This is a genomic window from Mycobacterium sp. 852014-52450_SCH5900713 (assembly GCF_001667075.1).
Classification (GTDB): domain Bacteria; phylum Actinomycetota; class Actinomycetes; order Mycobacteriales; family Mycobacteriaceae; genus Mycobacterium.
The window spans coordinates 261163-280558 of the sequence record NZ_LZIL01000035.1; the positions used below are offsets into that span (position 1 = coordinate 261163).

17 protein-coding genes and 2 tRNA genes are annotated in these 19396 nt (G+C 66.8%); 15 read left to right on the forward strand and 4 right to left on the reverse strand.

What is annotated here, in order from left to right:
- The first annotated feature begins 62 nt into the window (after window positions 1–62).
- The 3 genes from A5773_RS10690 (at window position 63) to A5773_RS10700 (ending at window position 1456) form a co-directional block, all read left to right on the forward strand.
- Window positions 63–710 (forward strand): HNH endonuclease, encoded by a 648-nt coding sequence (locus A5773_RS10690; protein ID WP_066958390.1) that lies wholly within the window; start codon window positions 63–65, stop codon window positions 708–710.
- 64 nt (window positions 711–774) lie between these two features.
- Window positions 775–1002, forward strand: a complete 228-nt coding sequence (locus A5773_RS10695; RefSeq protein WP_066958666.1) for a hypothetical protein — start codon at window positions 775–777, stop codon at window positions 1000–1002.
- Entirely contained in the window at window positions 989–1456 is a 468-nt protein-coding gene (locus A5773_RS10700; protein ID WP_066958388.1) for a DUF5130 domain-containing protein, read from the forward strand. The genes A5773_RS10695 and A5773_RS10700 overlap by 14 nt, the downstream gene beginning before the upstream one ends.
- Before the next feature lie 45 nt (window positions 1457–1501).
- Here A5773_RS10700 and pepN read toward each other — a convergent pair whose 3' ends face one another.
- On the reverse strand, window positions 1502–4078 hold the full coding sequence (pepN, locus tag A5773_RS10705) for an aminopeptidase N (RefSeq protein ID WP_066958386.1): 2577 nt from the start codon (window positions 4076–4078) through the stop codon (window positions 1502–1504).
- 105 nt (window positions 4079–4183) lie between these two features.
- Between pepN and A5773_RS10710 the strand changes: the two genes are divergently transcribed.
- From A5773_RS10710 to A5773_RS10720, 3 genes are read left to right on the forward strand one after another with little or no spacing between them, the layout of a single operon-like run.
- A complete protein-coding gene (locus tag A5773_RS10710) occupies window positions 4184–4807 on the forward strand; it encodes a DsbA family protein (RefSeq protein WP_067261124.1) in 624 nt (207 codons plus the stop codon).
- Window positions 4808–4834: 27 nt separating this feature from the next.
- The gene (locus A5773_RS10715; protein ID WP_066958382.1) at window positions 4835–5314 is read left to right on the forward strand and encodes a ribose-5-phosphate isomerase; all 480 of its coding nucleotides are present in this window, start codon (window positions 4835–4837) and stop codon (window positions 5312–5314) included.
- 6 nt (window positions 5315–5320) lie between these two features.
- Window positions 5321–6130, forward strand: a complete 810-nt coding sequence (locus tag A5773_RS10720; RefSeq protein WP_067261127.1) for an Fpg/Nei family DNA glycosylase — start codon at window positions 5321–5323, stop codon at window positions 6128–6130.
- Window positions 6131–6151: 21 nt separating this feature from the next.
- On the opposite strand, the gene A5773_RS10725 is transcribed toward A5773_RS10720, so the two are convergent.
- A complete protein-coding gene (locus tag A5773_RS10725; RefSeq protein WP_066958378.1) occupies window positions 6152–7330 on the reverse strand; it encodes a serine hydrolase domain-containing protein in 1179 nt (392 codons plus the stop codon).
- A gap of 32 nt (window positions 7331–7362) precedes the next feature.
- A tRNA-Gly gene (locus tag A5773_RS10730) sits at window positions 7363–7433 on the reverse strand.
- 148 nt (window positions 7434–7581) lie between these two features.
- Between A5773_RS10730 and A5773_RS10735 the strand changes: the two genes are divergently transcribed.
- The 4 genes from A5773_RS10735 (at window position 7582) to clpP2 (ending at window position 10486) form a co-directional block, all read left to right on the forward strand.
- Window positions 7582–7658 (forward strand) — tRNA-Pro (locus A5773_RS10735).
- Between the two features lie 66 nt (window positions 7659–7724).
- Window positions 7725–9128 (forward strand): trigger factor, encoded by a 1404-nt coding sequence (tig, locus tag A5773_RS10740; protein ID WP_067261129.1) that lies wholly within the window; start codon window positions 7725–7727, stop codon window positions 9126–9128.
- Between the two features lie 126 nt (window positions 9129–9254).
- Entirely contained in the window at window positions 9255–9845 is a 591-nt protein-coding gene (gene clpP1 / locus A5773_RS10745; RefSeq protein ID WP_066958374.1) for an ATP-dependent CLP protease proteolytic subunit ClpP1, read from the forward strand.
- The gene (gene clpP2 / locus A5773_RS10750) at window positions 9842–10486 is read left to right on the forward strand and encodes an ATP-dependent CLP protease proteolytic subunit ClpP2 (protein ID WP_066958371.1); all 645 of its coding nucleotides are present in this window, start codon (window positions 9842–9844) and stop codon (window positions 10484–10486) included. Before clpP1 ends, clpP2 begins: the two co-directional genes overlap by 4 nt.
- Before the next feature lie 9 nt (window positions 10487–10495).
- Here the strand turns inward: clpP2 and mmuM are convergent, their stop codons facing one another.
- Window positions 10496–11371, reverse strand: a complete 876-nt coding sequence (gene mmuM / locus A5773_RS10755) for a homocysteine S-methyltransferase (protein WP_369817343.1) — start codon at window positions 11369–11371, stop codon at window positions 10496–10498.
- A gap of 321 nt (window positions 11372–11692) precedes the next feature.
- On the opposite strand from mmuM, the gene clpX reads away from it, so the two are divergent.
- The 5 genes from clpX to mobA all read left to right on the forward strand — a co-directional run bounded on the left by clpX (window position 11693) and on the right by mobA (window position 18177).
- Window positions 11693–12973: an ATP-dependent Clp protease ATP-binding subunit ClpX gene (gene clpX, locus A5773_RS10760; protein ID WP_066958367.1), complete on the forward strand. Its 1281-nt coding sequence runs from the start codon at window positions 11693–11695 to the stop codon at window positions 12971–12973.
- A 46-nt stretch (window positions 12974–13019) separates the two neighbouring features.
- Window positions 13020–14270 (forward strand): MFS transporter, encoded by a 1251-nt coding sequence (locus A5773_RS10765; protein ID WP_156659801.1) that lies wholly within the window; start codon window positions 13020–13022, stop codon window positions 14268–14270.
- Window positions 14271–14508: 238 nt separating this feature from the next.
- Window positions 14509–16482 carry a 2-oxoacid:acceptor oxidoreductase subunit alpha gene (locus A5773_RS10770; protein WP_156659799.1) on the forward strand — a complete coding sequence of 658 codons (1974 nt, stop codon included), beginning with the start codon at window positions 14509–14511 and terminating at the stop codon, window positions 16480–16482.
- Window positions 16479–17570, forward strand: coding sequence for a 2-oxoacid:ferredoxin oxidoreductase subunit beta (locus A5773_RS10775; RefSeq protein ID WP_066958361.1), 1092 nt, complete (start codon window positions 16479–16481; stop codon window positions 17568–17570). The genes A5773_RS10770 and A5773_RS10775 overlap by 4 nt, the downstream gene beginning before the upstream one ends.
- A 58-nt stretch (window positions 17571–17628) precedes the next feature.
- On the forward strand, window positions 17629–18177 hold the full coding sequence (gene mobA / locus A5773_RS10780; protein WP_231989115.1) for a molybdenum cofactor guanylyltransferase: 549 nt from the start codon (window positions 17629–17631) through the stop codon (window positions 18175–18177).
- Window positions 18178–19396 lie beyond the last annotated feature (1219 nt).

The window sequence follows — 19396 nt, forward strand, 5'->3', positions numbered from 1 at the left end:
CGTTCACCTGCAATAGGGGTGCGATTGGCGGCGAATCATGGTGGACTATCCGCGGAGGATCTATGGCGCAGGGCAAGAGACGCCGCAGCCACCGCAGTTCCGGGGCCGCGGCAGGGTTAACCGGGCCCCCGACCGCGTCATGCCTGCATAGCGTCGATACCCATCCCCCCACCCGCCAAGACAGCGCGTCCCTGTGGAGTCGTCGGCGGGTGCTGCTGCTGAATTCGACATACGAGCCACTGACCGCGCTGCCGATGCGGCGGGCCATCGTGATGGTCATTTGCGGGAAGGCCGACGTGGTCCATCACGACCCGGCCGGACCGGTGATCCATTCGGCCACCAGCTCGATCATGGTGCCCTCGGTGATCCAGCTGCGGACCTACGTCCGCGTCCCGTACCGGGCCCGCGTCCCGATGACCCGGGCAGCGCTGATGCACCGGGACCGATTCTCCTGCGCGTATTGCGGAGCGAAGGCCGACACCGTCGACCACGTGGTGCCACGCAGTCGCGGCGGCGACCACTCGTGGGAGAACTGCGTCGCGTGCTGCTCGACGTGCAATCACCGCAAGGGCGACAAACTGCTCACCGAACTCGGCTGGGTGCTGCGCCGGACCCCGCTGCCACCGACGGGGCAGCACTGGCGACTGCTGTCGACGGTCAAGGAGCTCGACCCGGCCTGGGCGCGCTACCTCGGCGAAGGCGCGGCCTGACCAATCTCGTGTCCGGGTGTGCCACGAGAACACCCGGTGGGATACGGTTTTCGTCGTGAGCATGCTGGAGATCCACGCGTACTTCATCGGAATACCGTTGCTGCTGGTGGCCGTGCTGGCGGTGCTGATCTGGTCGCACAAGGGACCGCACCCGGCGACCTACAAGTTGGGTGAGAAGTGGACGCATCCGCCGATCCTGTGGGCGGCCACCGACGAAGACGTCGGCCACACCCACGGCGGGCACGGCGGACACGAGTTCTCAGTTGGAGGTGGCGCCAGTGGCACATGGTGATGTGGCGACGATCGAGCCCGGCGAGCTGCCCAACGGGTGGGTGATCACCACCAGCGGACGGCTTTCCGGAGTCACCGAGCCCGGCGAGCTCTCCGTTCATTTCCCGTTCCCGACCAAGGACCTCGTCGCCATCGACGACGCACTGAAGTTCGGTTCCCGGGCATCGAAGGCACGGTTCGCCATCTACCTCGGTGACCTGGGCAGCGACACCGCCGCCCGGGCTCGCGAGATCCTGGCCAAGGTGCCCACGCCCGACAATGCGGTGCTGCTGGCGGTCTCGCCCGACCAGAAGGTCATCGAAGTGGTCTACGGCTCCCAGGTCCGGGGCCGCGGCGCCGAGTCGTCCGCGCCGCTCGGCGTTGCCGCCGCATCGTCGGCGTTCGAGCGGGGCGACCTGGTGGACGGACTGGTCAGCGCGATCCGCGTCCTCAGCGCGGGCATCTCCCCGGCTTAGTGGCGAGCGCGGCGGAGTTGGGCGCCGCGGGTCGCCACCGTCGGCTTAGTCGGCCGCGTCGAACCTGCGGGCCCGCAAGGACCGCTTCACCCCGGCCTGGCCCTCGAGCACCAGCCGCCGCAACGCCGGCGGCACTTCGGGGGCGGACAGGAACTTGTCGGCGGCCGCGATCCCGGCCTCACTGATGTTCCAGTGCGGGTACAGGCCGATCACCACCGTTTGCGCGACTTCGCTGGAACGCCGCGCCCACACGCCGGGTATCGCCTCGAAATAGCGGTCGGTGAACGGCGTGAGCAAGTCATGCTGTCCGGCCGGGGCGAAGCCCGCGATGATGCTGCGAGCGGTGATGTTTGCCAGGGTGTCGTCCTCGATCACCGTGGTCCAGGCGTCCTCCTTGACGCGCGGCTGCGGCCGCGCCGTCGCCGCCTGGGCGCCGTGCCGCTTGCCCGCGGCGGTCGGATCGCGCTGTACCTCCGCGTCGATGAAAGGCGTGGCGGGCCCGTCCGCGTCGATTTCGCCGGCGCTTGCGAGCGCGGTCACGATGCGCCACCGCAGGTCGGTGTCGATCTCCAGGCCGGCCAGCCCCAACTCGGCCGGGTCGTGGTCGAACAAGTCCGCCAGGACGACGACGTGCCGGGTCGACAGCACCGACGAACAAAGGGTGTTGACGAAGGCGAGCTGGTGATCGGATCCGGGGTCGGCGGCGCGCGCCAGCTCTAGCAGCCGATCGGCGAACTGCGGCCACCCATGCTCGCGCGCCCAGCCCGGCTCGGCGTAGGAGCCCAGCGCCGTCTGCGCTTGCAGCAGCAACCGCTGCGCCACCCCGACCTCGGTCTCGGCGTGCACACCGTCCGAGACCAGCGCCACGAAGTCGCGGGCGCGTAGTTCGGCCTCGCGCGTCATCTCCCACGCCGCCGACCACACCAGGGAGCGCGGGAGTGGCTCGGCGATGTCGGCGATCCGCTGCAGCGCCGTCTGCAGTGACCCGGCGTCCAGCCGCAGTGAGCAATACGTCAGATCGTCATCGTTGACGAGCACCAGCTGACCGCGCGAAACACCAATCAGGGCAGGCACTTCCGTGACAGGGCCCTCGACGTCGAGTTCTTCGCGCCGGACCCGCACCAGCTTGCCGGCGCCGTCATCGTCGTAAATCCCGATCGCCAGCCGGTGCACGCGGGTTTCACCTGCACCCGGGGCGGCGCCACTCTGTGTCACGGCGAACCGGGTGAACCGGCCGTCCGGGTCGATGTCGAAATCCGGCCGCAGCGTGTTCAAACCGGTGGTCTTCAACCACTGCTGGCCCCAGTCGGACAGGTCCCGGCCCGACGCCTTCTCCAGCGCGGCGACAAGGTCGTTGAAGGTCGCGTTGCCGAACGCGTGGTTGCGGAAGTAGTCGCGCAGCCCGGCCAGGAAGTGCTCCAGCCCGACGTAGGCGACCAGCTGCTTGAGGACGGAGGCGCCCTTGGCGTAGGTGATGCCGTCGAAGTTCACCTCGACCGCGGCCAGGTCGGGGATGTCCGCGGCGATCGGGTGCGTGGACGGCAGCTGGTCCTGACGGTACGCCCACGACTTCTCGACCGTCGCGAAAGTCGTCCAGGCCTCGGTGAATTCGGTGGCCTCCGCCTGGCACAGCACCGAGGCGAACGTCGCGAACGACTCGTTGAGCCACAGGTCGTCCCACCAGGTCATGGTGACGAGGTCGCCGAACCACATGTGCGCCATCTCGTGCAGCACGGTTTCGGCGCGCCGCTCGTAGGAGGCCCGGGTGACCTTGCTGCGAAAGACGTAGTCCTCCAGAAAGGTCACCGCGCCCGCGTTTTCCATTGCGCCGGCGTTGAATTCGGGCACGAACAGCTGGTCGTATTTTCCGAACGCGTAGGGCAGCCCAAAGTTCTTGTGGTAGAAGCCGAATCCCTGCTTGGTCTGGGTGAACAGCCGCTCGGCGTCCATGTGGCGCGCCAACGATTCCCGGCAGAAGATGCCCAGCGGGATCTCGCCGTGTTCGTCGGTGTAGCTGTCCTTCCACTCGGCGTACGGCCCGGCGATGAGGGCCACCAGATAGGTGCTCATCCGCGGGGTGGTGGCGAAGGCGTGCACGCCGTCTTCGATGGACACCGTCGCGCCGTTGGAGACCACTTTCCAGTGTTTGGGCGCCGTCACCCGCAGGTCGAACGTCGCCTTGAGGTCGGGCTGGTCGAAACAGGCGAACATGCGCTTGGCGTCGGCGGTTTCGAATTGCGAGTACAGGTACGTCTCGTTGTCGACCGGGTCGACGAAGCGGTGCAGTCCCTCGCCGGTGTTGGAGTAGCGGCAGTCCGCGTCGACCACGAGGACGTTGCGTTTCTCGAGACCGCGCAGCGCGATGCCCGTCGATTCGTCGTAAACCGACACATCCAGATCGTGGCCGTTGAGGCTGGCGCCGCGCACCGTCTCGGCGGCGAGGTCGATGTACGAGTCGGCGCCGGGAAGCGCGTCGAACACCACCGTGGTGGTGGACCGGAACGTCCGCTCGCCGGGTGCGCCGGAGCCATCGGTGACATCGAGGTCGATCCGGTAGCTGTCGACGGTGATCAGGGAGGCGCGTTCGACGGCCTGGTCCCGGGTGAGATTAGGAAGGGCCACGCGTCCAACTTACGTGCCCGGCCCGCAGCTCGGTCGGTGCGGGAACAGGGGCGCGGCGCCTACGGTTGTGCTGAACGGTGTACCGACCGACGAGAGGACTGCGCTATGGCTGAGAAGGCCGCCGAGAAAGACCAAGCCGATTTCTGGTTCGACCCGCTGTGCCCGTGGTGCTGGATCACTTCGCGTTGGATCCTCGAGGTGGAGAAGGTCCGCGACATCGACGTGCACTTTCACGTCATGAGCCTGGCGATCCTCAACGAGAACCGCGAAGGCCTGCCCGACAAATATCGCGAAATGATGAAGCACGCCTGGGGTCCGGTGCGCGTGGCGATCGCCGCCGAGCAGGCCCACGGCGAAGGCGTGCTCGACCCGCTGTACACCGCGATGGGCACCCGGATTCACAACGAGGACAACAAGGACCTCGAGGAAGTCATCAAGTTGTCACTGGCCGACGCCGGCCTGCCCGCGGAACTCGCCGAGGCCGCGCACAGCGAGGCGTACGACGACGCGCTGCGCAAGAGTCACCACGCCGGCATGGACGCCGTCGGCGACGACGTAGGCACGCCGACCATTCACGTCAACGGGGTGGCGTTCTTCGGGCCCGTGCTCTCGAAGATCCCTCGCGGCGAGGAGGCCGGCAAGCTATGGGACGCGTCGGTGACCTTCGCGTCCTACCCGCACTTCTTCGAGCTCAAGCGGACTCGCACCGAGAAGCCCGAATTCGACTGATGAGCGGCCCGTGTAAGGATTGCGGGCATGCGCGTCTACCTCGGCTCTGACCACGCCGGATTCGAGCTCAAGCAGCAGATCATCGAGCACCTCAAAGCGTCCGGACACGAGCCGATCGATTGCGGCGCCTTCACCTATGACGCCGAGGACGACTACCCGGCGTTCTGCATCGCGGCCGCGACGCGCACGGTGGCCGACCCCGGCAGCCTGGGCATCGTGCTGGGCGGTTCGGGCAACGGCGAACAGATCGCGGCCAACAAGGTGCCGGGAGCCCGTTGCGCGCTCGGGTGGAGCGTCGAGACGGCGACCCTGGCCCGCGAGCACAACAACGCCCAGTTGATCGGGATCGGCGGTCGCATGCACACCGTCCCCGAGGCGTTGGCCATCGTGGACGCCTTCCTGCGTGCGCCATGGTCCAAAGCCGAACGCCACCAACGGCGGATCGACATCCTCGCCGAGTACGAGCGCACTCACCAGGCGCCCCCGGTGCCCGGCGCGCAGGGCTGAGACGCCATGCCCGAAGGGCATACCCTGCACCGGCTGGCCCGGCTGCATCAGCGCCGCTTCGGTGGGGCGCCCGTTGCGGTGTCGAGCCCGCAGGGCCGCTTCGTCGATTCGGCCTTGGTGGACGGCCGCGTGTTGCGCCGCACCAGCGTCTGGGGCAAACACCTGTTCCACCACTACGAGCCCCTTCAAGGCGGACCGATCGTGCACGTGCACCTCGGCCTCTACGGTGCCTTCACCGAATGGCCACGCGTGGACGCGGTCCTTCCCGAACCGGTCGGGCAGGTGCGGATGCGGATGGTCGGCGCCGACTACGGCACCGACTTGCGGGGCCCCACGGTCTGCGAGGTGATCGACGAGGGCCAGGTTTCCGACGTGCTGGCCAGGCTCGGTCCCGATCCGCTGCGTAACGACGCGGATCCGTCCTGGGCTTGGAACCGAATCACAAAGTCCCGCAGACCCATTGGCGCACTACTGATGGATCAGACCATCGTCGCCGGCGTGGGCAACGTCTACCGCAACGAACTGCTCTACCGCCACCGCATCGACCCGTTCCGCGCCGGCCGGGATATCGGCGAGGCGGAGTTCGACGCGGCGTGGACCGATTTGGTGGCGCTGATGAAGGTCGGCTTGCGCCGCGGCAAAATCATCGTGGTGCGGCCCGAGCACGACCACGGAGCCCCGTCTTACCGGGCCGGGCGGCCCCGGACATACGTCTACCGGCGCGCCGGCGAGGCCTGCCGGGTCTGCGGAGATTCGATCCGCACGGCCGTGTTGGAGGGCCGAAACGTGTTCTGGTGCCCCAGCTGTCAGAAATGACAAGCCGCGTTTGCGCTGAACCTAGGTGACGCCCAGCGCGGCGTAGACCTCGTTGCTCAGGGCGAGGCTGCGCGGGTCCGCGTTGGCCTTGGTGGCGTCGAAACGGTTCATCACGTACGCGTAGCCGATCCGGTGTTCCAGATCGACGAACCCGAAGGAGCCGCCGAGGCCACCGTGGCCGAAGATCCGCGGGTTGGGCCCGTTGACGCACCGCTGGTTGAGCATGTAGCCCAAACCCCAGCCGTGATCGGCGACCCGTGGCCCGAGCACCAAGTCGGTCTCCTGGCCGCCCTGGCACTCCCGCACCAGGTCCATGTGCTCGCGGCTGAGCACCTTCTCCTGGGCGAGCGCGTTGTAGAACGTCGCCAATCCCAGGGCCGACACCTGACCGTTCGTGCCGGGGAACTCGAGTTCGCGCCACAGCTGCAGGTCGTGGGAGCCCAGCTCGTCGTCGGGGGCGAAGCCCATGGAGATTGACAGCCCCGCCTTGGGGTGCTCGGCCAGGCTGGCCGGGTAGCCGGGCGCCTGCGCGTCGGCCAGCAGGTCGCGGGCGTGTGGTTTGTTGACCCGCTCGGCGCAGCGGCGTTGTTCGGCGAGGGACAGCCCGATGTGGACGTCGGCGCCGAACGGTTCGGCGATCTCGGTGCGCAGGTACTGGCCGATCGTCCGGCCCGTGACCCGGCGGAACACCTCACCGAGGATGAAGCCGAAGGTGGTCATGTGGTAGCCCTGGGCGGTGCCCGGCGCCCAGTAAGGTTCTGCGGCGGCCAGCTGCGCGCAGACGAAATCCCAGTCGGCGACGTCTTCCCAGCGCAGCCGGGTTCGGGGGCCTATCACGCCGGACCGGTGACTCATCACCATCGCCAGCGTGATGTCTTGTTTGCCCGCCTGCGCGAACTCGGGCCAGTAATGGGCGACCGGGGCCTGCAGATCCAGCTCGCCGCGGTCGGCCAGCTGGTGGACACAGGTGGCCGACAGGCCTTTGGTGCCGGACAACACCGTGGTCAGGGTGTTCTGCTGCCAGGCCCGGGTACGGGCGGCGTCGGCATAGCCGCCCCAGAGATTGACGACGAGGGACCCGTCCACCCACGCAGCGACGGCCGCGCCAACTTCATCGCCCAGCGCGAAGTTGCGCTCGAACGCGTCGCGCACTCCGACGAAGTCCGACGCGCATGAGCCATGGATTTTGACGTCGCTCATGGCGCCTCTCTATGGAGCAGATCCTTACCCCGAGCGGGCGACGGGAATCGAACCCGCGTAGCTAGTTTGGAAGACTAGGGCTCTACCATTGAGCTACGCCCGCATGTGCTAGTCGAGCGTGACTGTAGCTGTCGACGAAGATCAAATCTAATCGACGCGGTCTTGTGATCGCTCCGTGAGGGTCCGCGAGGTCGCCGCGAAGCCCGTGGCTAACCCGGACGTGAGGGGCCTTAGGATCATCGAGGTCAGCGCGGGGTGTAGCGCAGCTTGGTAGCGCATCCGCTTTGGGAGCGGAAGGCCGCAGGTTCAAATCCTGTCACCCCGACCAGCACGACCCCGTGCCGCATGCACACGGCCCACCGAACGCCAGGAACGACCACCGAGGAGCACCCCCGTGAAGAGCACCGTCGAGCAGCTGAGCCCCACCCGGGTCCGCATCAACGTGGAGGTGCCGTTCTCCGAACTCGAGCCCGATTTCCAGCGCGCCTACCGGGAGCTGGCCAAGCAGGTGCGGCTTCCCGGCTTCCGGCCCGGCAAGGCGCCGGCGAAGTTGCTGGAGGCCCGGTTCGGCCGGGAGGCCCTCCTCGACCAGGTCGTCAACGAGGCGCTGCCCGCCCGGTACGGGCAGGCGGTCGTCGATTCGGAGGTGCAGCCCCTCGGCCAGCCCGAGATCGAGGTCACCAAGAAGGAGTACGGCGAGGAGCTGGCGTTCACCGCCGAGGTCGACGTCCGCCCCAAGATCGAGCTGCCGAACCTCGGCGCGCTGAAGATCTCGGTGGACCCGATCGACGTCAGCGACGAAGACGTCGACGCCGAATTGCAGTCACTGCGCACCCGGTTCGGCACCCTGACCGGCGTCGACCGTCCGGTGGCCACCGGTGACTTCGTCTCCATCGATCTGTCCGCCACCATCAACGGCGAAGAGGTGCCGGGGGCCGCCGCGGAGGGCCTGTCCCACGAGGTCGGGTCGGGCCGGCTCATCGCCGGCCTCGACGACGCCCTGGTCGGACTGTCCGTCGATGAGTCCCGGGAGTTCACCGCCCAGCTGGCGGCCGGCGAGCACGCCGGGCAGGACGCGCAGGTGACGGTCACGGTCAAGTCGATCAAGCAACGCGAACTCCCCGAGCCCGATGACGAGTTCGCCCAACTGGCCAGCGAGTTCGACACCATCGAGGAGCTCCGGTCGAGCCTGCGCGACCAGGTTGGGCGGGTCAAGCGCGCCCAGCAGGCCGACCAGATTCGTAATGCAGCGCTGGACACGCTGCTCGAACAGGTCGATGTGCCGCTGCCGGAAGCGATCGTCAAGGCGCAGGTCGACAGCTCGCTCCACGACGCGCTACACAGCCTCGACCACGACGAAGCCAAGCTCGAAGAGGCGCTCGCCGGGCAGGGAAAGACCCGCGAAGAATTCGAGACCGAGACGCGCACCGCCGCGGAGACGGACGTCAAGAAGCAGCTGCTGCTGGATGCGCTGGCCGACGAGCTGGAGGTCCAGGTCGGCCAGGACGACTTGACCGAACGACTGGTCGCGACTTCGCGGCAATACGGCATCGAGCCGCAGCAGCTGTTGGGCTACCTGCAGGAGAACAACCAGCTGCCGGCCATGTTCGCCGACGTGCGGCGCGGGCTGACCATCGCCGAGGTGGTGCGGGCGGCGACGGTCACCGACACCGATGGCAACGCGATCGACACCAGCGAGTTCTTCGGCAAGCGTTCGGACGAGGCCGAGCTGACAAGCGAGGCCGAGGAAGCCGAAGACGCCGACGAAGCTGAGGCCCCCGGCGACGAAACGGAGTGACCGGTTTGACGCTGTGAGCGAAAGCGCCCAATTGAGGGGGAGCGTGACCGCGAAACAGTGGGCTCGGTTGGTTAGTGTCGGTGCATAGAAGAACTCGAGAAAGCAGGTAAACCAGTCGTGTCTGACATGCGTTCGCCCTCGCAAGGGCTCAACCTCACGGACTCGGTCTATGAGCGCTTGCTCTCCGAGCGCATCATCTTCCTGGGTTCGGAAGTGAACGACGAGGTCGCCAACCGGCTGTGCGCGCAGATCCTGCTGCTCGCCGCAGAGGATGCCGACAAGGACATCTCGCTGTACATCAACTCCCCGGGCGGATCGATCAGCGCCGGCATGGCCATCTACGACACCATGGTGCTGGCGCCCTGCGACATCGCCACCTACGCGATGGGCATGGCGGCCTCGATGGGCGAGTTCCTGCTCGCGGCCGGCACGAAGGGCAAGCGCTACGCGCTGCCGCACGCGCGCATCCTGATGCACCAGCCGCTCGGCGGGGTGACGGGCAGCGCGGCCGACATCGCCATCCAGGCCGAGCAGTTCCACGTCATCAAGAAGGAGATGTTCCGGCTGAACGCGGAATTCACCGGGCAGTCGATCGAACGCATCGAGGCCGATTCCGATCGTGACCGCTGGTTCACCGCCCCGGAAGCACTGGAATACGGGTTCGTCGACCACATCATCACGCGCGCCGCCCACATCACCAACGGAGAAGCCCAGTGAGTACCCATAACCCTCAGATCCAGCCGCAGGCGCGCTACATCCTGCCGTCGTTCATCGAGCACTCCAGCTTCGGCGTCAAGGAGTCGAATCCCTACAACAAGCTGTTCGAAGAGCGCATCATCTTCCTCGGCGTCCAGGTGGACGACGCTTCGGCGAACGACATCATGGCGCAGCTACTGGTGTTGGAGTCGCTGGACCCCGACCGCGACATCACCATGTACATCAACTCGCCCGGCGGCGGATTCACCTCGCTGATGGCGATTTACGACACCATGCAGTACGTGCGCGCCGACATTCAGACGGTGTGCCTGGGCCAGGCCGCCTCTGCCGCGGCGGTGTTGCTCGCCGCGGGCACTCCCGGCAAGCGGATGGCGCTGCCCAACGCGCGGGTGCTGATCCACCAGCCGTCGCTTCAGGGTGTGATCCAGGGCCAGTTCTCCGATCTAGAGATCCAGGCCGCCGAGATCGAGCGGATGCGCACGCTGATGGAGACCACGCTGGCCCGCCACACCGGCAGGGACGCCGCGACGGTCCGCAAGGACACCGACCGGGACAAGATCCTTACCGCCGAAGAGGCGAAGGACTACGGAATCATCGACACCGTCCTGGAGTACCGGAAGCTCTCCGCGCAGAACGCGTAGGTCTGTAGGTCACGCCGGGCGCAAGGCGGCCGCGACGTCGGCGATGTCCGCCGGCCCGACCCGGCAGCAGCCACCGACGAGGCGTGCCCCCGCCGCCACCCACTGCGTGGCCAGCCGCGCCGAAAATGAACGCCGCCCCGCCCAGCCCCGGCCGTCCCAACGCTCGCCGCTGTTGGGGTAGACGATCACGGGCTTGCCGGCTGCCGCGGCGATCTCGATCGCCGGCAGCACGTCCTCGGGTGCGCAGCAATTGACGCCGATCGCGACGATCTCGCGCACCCCGGCGGCGACGGCGAACGCCTCGGCCAGCGGTTGCCCGGCCCGGGTTCCGGTGCCGTCGATGGTGTAGCTGAGCCAGGCCGGCGCGCCGACCGAACCGACCAGATCGACCAGCGCCTCGGCCTCGTCGATGTCGGGCACGGTCTCGCACGCCAGCACGTCGGCGCCGGCGTCGGCCAGGATCTCCAGCCGGGGTCGGTGCCATCGCCGCAAAGCCGCGACGGACAGGCCGTAGCGTCCGCGATATTCCGATCCGTCGGCCAGTGCGGCGCCGTACGGGCCGACCGAGGCGGCGACGAGCCCGCCCGCGCCCGCGTGGTCACGCGCGGTCTTCGCAAGTTCGACGCTGCGACGTAGTAGCCCGGCGGCCTCCGCTCGGTCGATCCCGCGGGAAGCGAAGCCCTCGAACGACGCCTGGTAGCTCGCCGTCGTCGCGATCGCGGCACCGGCGCGATAAAACGCGGCGTGAACGGAGACGATTTCGTGCGGGTCGTCCGCCAGTAGCCTGGCCGACCACAACGGGTCGGAGAGGTCATGCCCGCGCGCTTCCAGCTCGGTCGCCAGGCCGCCATCGTTGATCAGGACCGACCCGCTGTTCAGAGCCAATTCCACCCGGCCACTGTAGGGTGATTTCTTGGGGATCTGCCCATGCTCTACCCGGGTCGGCATCTCCAGCGGAAGTGGAAATCGGTCGCCGCACCAGCCTCGGTTGGGTAACGACCGCGACACGCCAAAGACACGCAAAGCGCGCCTTTCGCGAGTGACGGGCGCCGTGTGGCTATATGTTTCATCCAGACGGACAGCATGAATACCACCGACGCGATTCGGCCTTAACGGTCGCGTCGGGCCCGATCTAGCGGGTAGCGTCGGGGCATACATGCGGCACAGCAAGACGAACGGCGAAAAGGAAGTAGGCACCTAAGCACCATGGCGCGCATCGGAGACGGCGGTGACCTGCTGAAGTGCTCGTTCTGCGGGAAGAGCCAGAAACAGGTCAAGAAGCTCATTGCTGGCCCCGGTGTGTACATCTGCGACGAGTGCATCGACCTCTGCAACGAGATCATCGAAGAGGAGCTGGCCGACGCCGACGACGTCAAACTTGACGAACTCCCCAAGCCGGTTGAGATCCGGGAATTCTTGGAGGGCTACGTCATCGGGCAGGACACCGCCAAGCGGACGCTGGCCGTCGCCGTCTACAACCACTACAAGCGCATCCAAGCCGGGGAGAAGGGCCGCGACTCCCGGCACGAGCCGGTTGAGCTGACCAAGTCCAACATCCTGATGCTCGGTCCCACCGGCTGCGGCAAGACCTACCTCGCCCAGACGCTCGCCAAGATGCTCAACGTCCCGTTCGCCATCGCCGACGCCACCGCGCTGACCGAAGCCGGTTACGTCGGTGAGGACGTCGAGAACATTCTGCTCAAACTCATTCAGGCCGCCGACTACGACGTCAAGCGCGCCGAGACCGGAATCATCTACATCGACGAGGTCGACAAGATCGCCCGCAAGAGCGAGAACCCGTCGATCACCCGCGACGTCTCCGGCGAGGGCGTTCAGCAGGCCCTGCTGAAGATCCTGGAGGGCACGCAGGCGTCGGTTCCCCCGCAGGGCGGCCGCAAGCACCCGCACCAAGAGTTCATCCAGATCGACACCACCAACGTGCTGTTCATCGTCGCGGGGGCGTTCGCCGGCCTGGAGAAGATCATCTACGAGCGCGTCGGCAAGCGGGGCCTGGGCTTCGGCGCCGAGGTCCGCTCGAAGGCCGAAATCGACACCACCGACCACTTCTCCGACGTCATGCCCGAGGACCTGATCAAGTTCGGCCTGATCCCCGAGTTCATCGGCCGGCTGCCGGTGGTCGCCTCGGTGACCAACCTGGACCGGGAGTCGTTGGTCAAGATCCTGTCCGAGCCGAAGAACGCTCTGGTCAAGCAATACACCCGGCTGTTCGAGATGGACGGCGTCGAGCTCGAATTCACCGATGACGCGCTGGAGGCGATCGCCGACCAGGCGATCCACCGCGGCACGGGCGCCCGCGGTCTGCGCGCCATCATGGAAGAGGTCCTGCTGCCGGTGATGTACGACATCCCGAGCCGCGACGACGTCGCCAAGGTCGTAGTGACCAAGGAGACCGTGCAGGACAACGTGCTGCCGACGATCGTGCCGCGCAAGCCGTCGCGCACCGAGCGTCGCGACAAGAGCGCCTAACACTCCCCGGCGGTCGAGCCGCCGCGCATTTGGGTACTAGATGCGCATGCCGGCCGCCGCTGCCACCGCCAGCCCCGTACCGCGCCGGCTGACGGGCGCGCTCGACCTGGTGAACTTCCTGCTGGCCGATGTGCGCGACGGGCTGGGCCCCTACCTGTCGATCTACTTGCTGCTGGCCCACCATTGGGATCAGGCGTCGATCGGGTTCGTCATGGCGGTCGGGGGGATCGGGGCGATCGTTGCGCAGGCGCCGGCCGGCGCGTTGGTGGATCGGAGCACGGCCAAACGGGCGCTGATCATCGTCGGGGCGTTGACCATCACGGTCGGTTCGTTGGCGATGCCGTTGTTTCCCGGCTTCTACTCGATCTCGGTATTGCAGGCCCTCACTGGCATCGCCGGCTCGGTCTTCGCCCCGGCGCTGGCCGCGATCACCTTGGGCGTCGTGGGTCCCCGTTACTTTTCCCGGCGGATCGGGCGCAACGAGTCGTTCAACCACGCGGGCAACGCGTCGGCCGCCGCCATTACCGGCGGGCTGGCCTACTTCTTCGGCCCGGTGGTGGTGTTCTGGGTGCTTGCCGTCATGGCGGCCGCCAGTGTGCTTGCGACGCTGCGGATTCCGGGCGATGCGATCGACCATGACGTCGCCCGGGGCATGGATCACGTGCGGGGAGGGCCGCACGAGACGCCGTCGCGGATGGCGGCGCTGCTGCACAACCGCAGGCTGATGATCTTCGCCGCGACGGTCATTGCGTTCCACTTCGCCAATGCGGCAATGCTGCCGCTGGTCGGCCAGCTGCTGGCGCTGCACAACAAGGACGTCGGGACCGCCCTGATGGCCGGTTGCATCGTCGCCGCGCAGGTGGTCATGGTGCCGGTGGCTTACTTCGCCGGAACCAAGGCCGATTCGTGGGGACGAAAGCCGATCTTCCTGGTTGGCTTCGCGGTCTTGGCCGCCCGCGGATTTCTCTACACCCTGTCCGGTAACCCGTACTGGTTGGTCGGCGTCCAGCTGCTTGACGGCATCGGGGCCGGCGTGTTCGGCGCGCTGTTTCCCCTCGTGGTCCAAGACGTGACGCACGGCACCGGCCGGTTCAATGTCAGCCTCGGCGCCGTGACGGCCGCGACGGGGATAGGCGCCTCGGTTTCCAACCTCGTTGCGGGCTGGATCGTGGTGGCCGCCGGCTACGACGCCGCCTTCGCTTCCCTGGGAGCGCTCGCGGGCGTGGGCTTCTTCCTGTACCTGATCGCGATGCCCGAAACGGCGCCCAGAGAATTGGCCGCCGTCGCGGAAGAGTGACCAATACCACACTTTTGAAGTGTCGGCGCCACCGTCCCCCGGCTGACATCGGTTTTAGGTGAAAACCGCTGCGTGTAATGGTTTAGAGACGGCCATTCTCGTCTTAGAGTCTCTTAAAGAAGTGCCATAATTGGTACCACCAGTGACACACAGCGCGAGGGCGCGGGACTCGCTTGAACAGCGCGTAACGTAAAGCTTCAGCAGCGAAGTGCCTATCCGACGAATGGAAGGCGGATACGTGGATCCGAACGGCAGCGGAGCCGGATCTGATTCTCACAACGGCTCGAACGGGTCGCCTTCCGGTGGCGGGTCCGACCGCCAGCGCCTGGAGCAAGTCGTCATTCGCTTCGCCGGGGACTCCGGCGACGGCATGCAGCTGACCGGTGACCGGTTCACCTCGGAGGCAGCGCTTTTCGGCAACGACCTGGCGACCCAGCCGAACTACCCCGCGGAGATCCGCGCCCCCGCAGGCACCCTGCCCGGGGTCTCGTCCTTTCAGATCCAAATCGCCGACTACGACATCCTGACCGCCGGTGACCGCCCAGACGTGCTCGTCGCGATGAACCCGGCGGCGCTCAAGGCCAACCTGGGCGACCTGCCGCGCGGCGGCATGGTGATCGCCAACTCCGACGAGTTCACCAAGCGCAACCTGACCAAGGTGGGCTACGTAACGAACCCCCTCGAGTCCGACGAGTTGTCCGACTACGTCGTGCATTCCGTCGCGATGACCACGCTGACGCTGGGCGCGGTTGAGGCGATCGGCGCGTCGAAGAAAGACGGCCAGCGCGCGAAGAACATGTTCGCGCTGGGTCTGCTGTCGTGGATGTACGGCCGGCCGATCGAGACCAGCGAGAAGTTCATCCGGGAGAAGTTCGCCCGCAAGCCCGACATCGCGGAGGCCAATGTCTTGGCGCTCAAGGCGGGCTGGAACTACGGCGAAACGACCGAGGCGTTCGGCACCACCTACGAGGTTTCGCGGGCGACGTTGCCCTCTGGCGAATACCGGCAGATCTCCGGCAACACCGCGATGTCCTACGGCATCGTCGCGGCGGGTCAGCTGGCCAACATTCCGGTGGTGCTCGGCAGTTATCCGATCACGCCGGCGTCGGACATCCTGCACGAGCTGTCCAAGCACAAGAACTTCAACGTCATCACCTTCCAGGCCGAGGACGAGATCGGCGGCATCTGCGCCGCAATCGGCGCCTCGTACGGCGGTGCTCTGGGCGTCACGAGCACGTCGGGCCCGGGGATCTCGCTCAAGTCGGAAGCGTTGGGTCTCGCGGTGATGACCGAATTGCCCTTGCTGGTCATCGACGTTCAGCGCGGCGGCCCCTCGACCGGCCTGCCGACCAAGACCGAGCAGGCCGACCTGCTGCAGGCGCTGTACGGCCGCAACGGGGAGTCGCCGGTTGCCGTGCTGGCGCCACGCTCGCCGTCCGACTGCTTCGAAACCGCGCTCGAGGCGGTACGCATCGCGGTCTCCTACCACACCCCGGTGATCGTGTTGTCCGACGGCGCAATCGCCAACGGCTCGGAGCCGTGGCGCATTCCGGACGTCAGCACGCTGCAGCCGATCAAGCACACGTTCGCCAAGCCGGACGAGCCGTTCCAGCCGTACAACCGCGATCCGGAGACGCTCGCGCGCCAATTCGCCGTGCCGGGCACCCCCGGCCTCGAGCATCGGATCGGTGGCCTGGAGGCGGCTAACGGCTCGGGCGCCATCTCCTACGAGCCGGTCAACCACGACCTCATGGTTCGCTTGCGCCAGGCCAAGATCGACGGCATATCGGTTCCCGACCTCGAGGTTGACGACCCGACCGGAGACGCCGAGCTGCTGCTGATCGGCTGGGGCAGCTCGTACGGCCCGATCGGTGAAGCCTGCCGGCGTGCGCGGCGCAAGGGCGTCAAGGTCGCGCACGCCCACCTGCGCTACCTGAACCCGTTCCCGGCGAACCTGGGCGATGTGTTGCGGCGTTACCCGATGGTGGTGTGCCCGGAGATGAACCTGGGCCAGCTCGCCCTGTTGCTCCGCGGCAAGTATCTGGTCGACGTGCAATCGGTTAGCAAGGTCCAGGGTGTCGCATTCCTCGCCGACGAGATCGGGCGTGTCATCCGCGCTGCGGAGGGCGGCACGCTGGCAGAAATCGAGCAAGACAAGACGATGGTCGCCAGAATGGCGGCAGCAACGGTTGGAGCGGGAGCTATCGAATGACCGACCTGGTGGGAAATCTGGCGGGCACGGACCTAGGGCTGACCCCTAGGTTGAAGAAGAACGACGGTGTGCCCACCACGGATCAGCCGCAGAAGGGCAAGGACTTCACCAGTGACCAAGAGGTCCGTTGGTGCCCCGGGTGTGGGGACTACGTCATCCTCAACACCATCCGCAACTTCCTGCCCGAGCTCGGGCTGCGTCGCGAGAACATCGTGTTCATCAGCGGCATTGGTTGCTCGAGCCGGTTCCCGTATTACTTGGAAACCTACGGATTTCACTCCATCCACGGGCGCGCGCCGGCCATCGCGACCGGTCTGGCGCTGGCCCGCGAGGACCTCTCGGTGTGGGTGGTCACCGGTGACGGCGACGCGTTGTCGATCGGCGGCAACCACCTGATCCACGCGCTGCGCCGCAACGTCAACATCACGATCTTGTTGTTCAACAACCGGATCTACGGGCTGACCAAGGGCCAGTACTCGCCGACGTCGGAGGTCGGCAAGATCACCAAGTCCACCCCGATGGGATCGCTGGACCACCCGTTCAATCCGGTGTCGTTGGCGCTGGGTGCCGAGGCGACGTTCGTCGGCCGCGCCCTCGACTCCGACCGCAACGGACTGTCCGAGGTGTTGCGCGCCGCCGCCGAGCACCGCGGCGCCGCGGTGGTCGAAATCCTGCAGGACTGCCCGATTTTCAACGACGGCTCCTTCGACGTGCTGCGCAAGGAGGGCGCCGAGGAACGGGTGATCAACATCCGCCACGGCGACCCCATCACCTTCGGCGCCGACGGCGAGTACTGCGTGGTCAAGTCCGGCTTCGGCCTCGAATTCGCCAAGACCGCCGACGTGTCCGTCGACGAGATCATGGTGCACGACGCGCACACCGACGACTCGGCCTACGCCTTCGCGCTGTCGCGGCTCTCCGATCAGAACCTCGATCACACCGTGCTCGGAATCTTCCGGGATGTCAGCCGCCCCACTTACGACGACGCGGCGCGCTCGCAGGTGCAGGCCGCCCGCGCCGCGAAGCCGTTCGACGACGCCGCCCTGCAGTCGCTGCTGCGTGGGCGCGACACCTGGACCGTCGACTGACGTGGGCGAAACGAGTTCACTCGCCGGCGTAGTGCTCGCCGGCGGCGCATCGCAACGGATGGGGCGAGACAAAGCGAGCCTGCCCGTCCCCGGGTCCGCGGGCTCCGATGCAACCACGATGGTCGAACACGTCGTCGGCATCCTCCAACAGCGTTGCGACCCAGTCCTTGTCATGGCCGCCCAAGGGCAGCCGTTGCCCGAACTGCACGCTCGGGTCATGCGCGACGAACTGCGCGGCCTGGGCCCGTTGCCGGCGACGGGGCGGGGATTGCGCGCGGCCGCCGATGCCGGCGCCCGCCTCGCCTTCGTCTGCGCCGTCGACATGCCGTTCCTGGCCGTCGAACTCATCGACGACCTCGCCCGCCGGGCGCTGGAGACGGGTGCGGAAGTGGTGCTGCCCTGGGACGGCCAGGACCACTACCTTGCCGCGGTGTACCGGACGGACCTGGCCGACCGGGTCGACGCGTTGGTGGCCGCCGGCCAGCGCAAAATGCGCGCCCTGGTGGACTCATCGGATGCCCAGCGCGTCGTGACGTCGGAATCGCGGTGGCTGACCAACGTCAACACCGACGCGGAGCTCCGCGCCCTCGCACAGCCCCGCAGCTGACGGCAATCCCGCGCCACCAGCGCGGCGAAATCGCGTCGGATAAATTCTGCGTAAATTCGGGCACTGCCGACGCCCGAGAATGCGCAAGCCTATTCGACATAAGACGAGTGCTGTTCTCGCTTCGATTTCGGGCTAAGCGACTCGCCGTCGGGGAATAGGCAATCCGGCGGCGCACCGTGATCTGTTGGCGCACCACGAGTTTCAGGCCAATTGCCCGCCGCTTTATAAGGACGCCGTGTCCATGCGCCCGGCGTCGACCGAAATCACAGATCTCGTGAGCAAATCGGCAAGGCCGAATCGGACGGTCTGACGGAGGCGTCCGGCGGAGCAGTCGCCCTCCACGGCCGTGGCCTCGATCGCGGGCAGATAATTGTCGAAAAGCATTATGCAGGAACAAATTTCAGCACATTACCGCCTCCGGCGCGGGGACGGCTACGGGTGTCAACGCCCGCTATTTGAACGATGCAAGTTAGCCAGCAGCGCAACACAATTCGTTCCCGTGGTCAGGCGTGGCGCGTGACGGGGCAACGTAACTTGTTGTAGGCTACGCCGCTTCGCGACAGCGGACCTGGGTCCGTTGGACCCGAAACGGCCCAAACGTGGTAGCGCAAATACGTGCGCCAGTTCACAAAATGGGCGTGATTCGGCTCACGATTTGAAACGCCGCGCGATTGTTGGGTACTTCTCGAAATCACGCAGCTGACCTGCCGAAATGGCGACGGTATTGCGCCGTGATCACCCCGTTACCGAAACGAGATGGCCGTCTTCCCAAGATGACGAACGCGGCTCGTTCTCGTACGGTCCCTGTTAGCCCGCAACGGGTTACGGAACAGTAACTGAAAACAGAATCACGGACCCGCGTGTGAGCGGGGCTGCGGACGGCGAAGGCCAGTCCGCGGCCGGCGGGTAGCAGTCCGCCGGGCGATTCGAGCCCACCGCTGTCGTGCCGGAACAAGCCGGCACGTTCCGAAGCAGGTTTCCGCATCAACCAGAAACCGTCAGCCCACCCCCGTGGGCTTGCTTTGGCGCGCGCGCACCGCGAAAGGAAAGATATTGAAGAACGTCCGTAAGACGCTCGTTCTTGCCGCGGTCACGGGCACCCTCGTGACCATCCCGTCGGCCACCGCGACTGCGGAGCCGATGGGTTTCGACCCCAACATGGCGCCCGCCCCGGCGCCGGCGGGGCGGGGGGGGCCGGGGGCGGCGGCGCGTCCGGCGC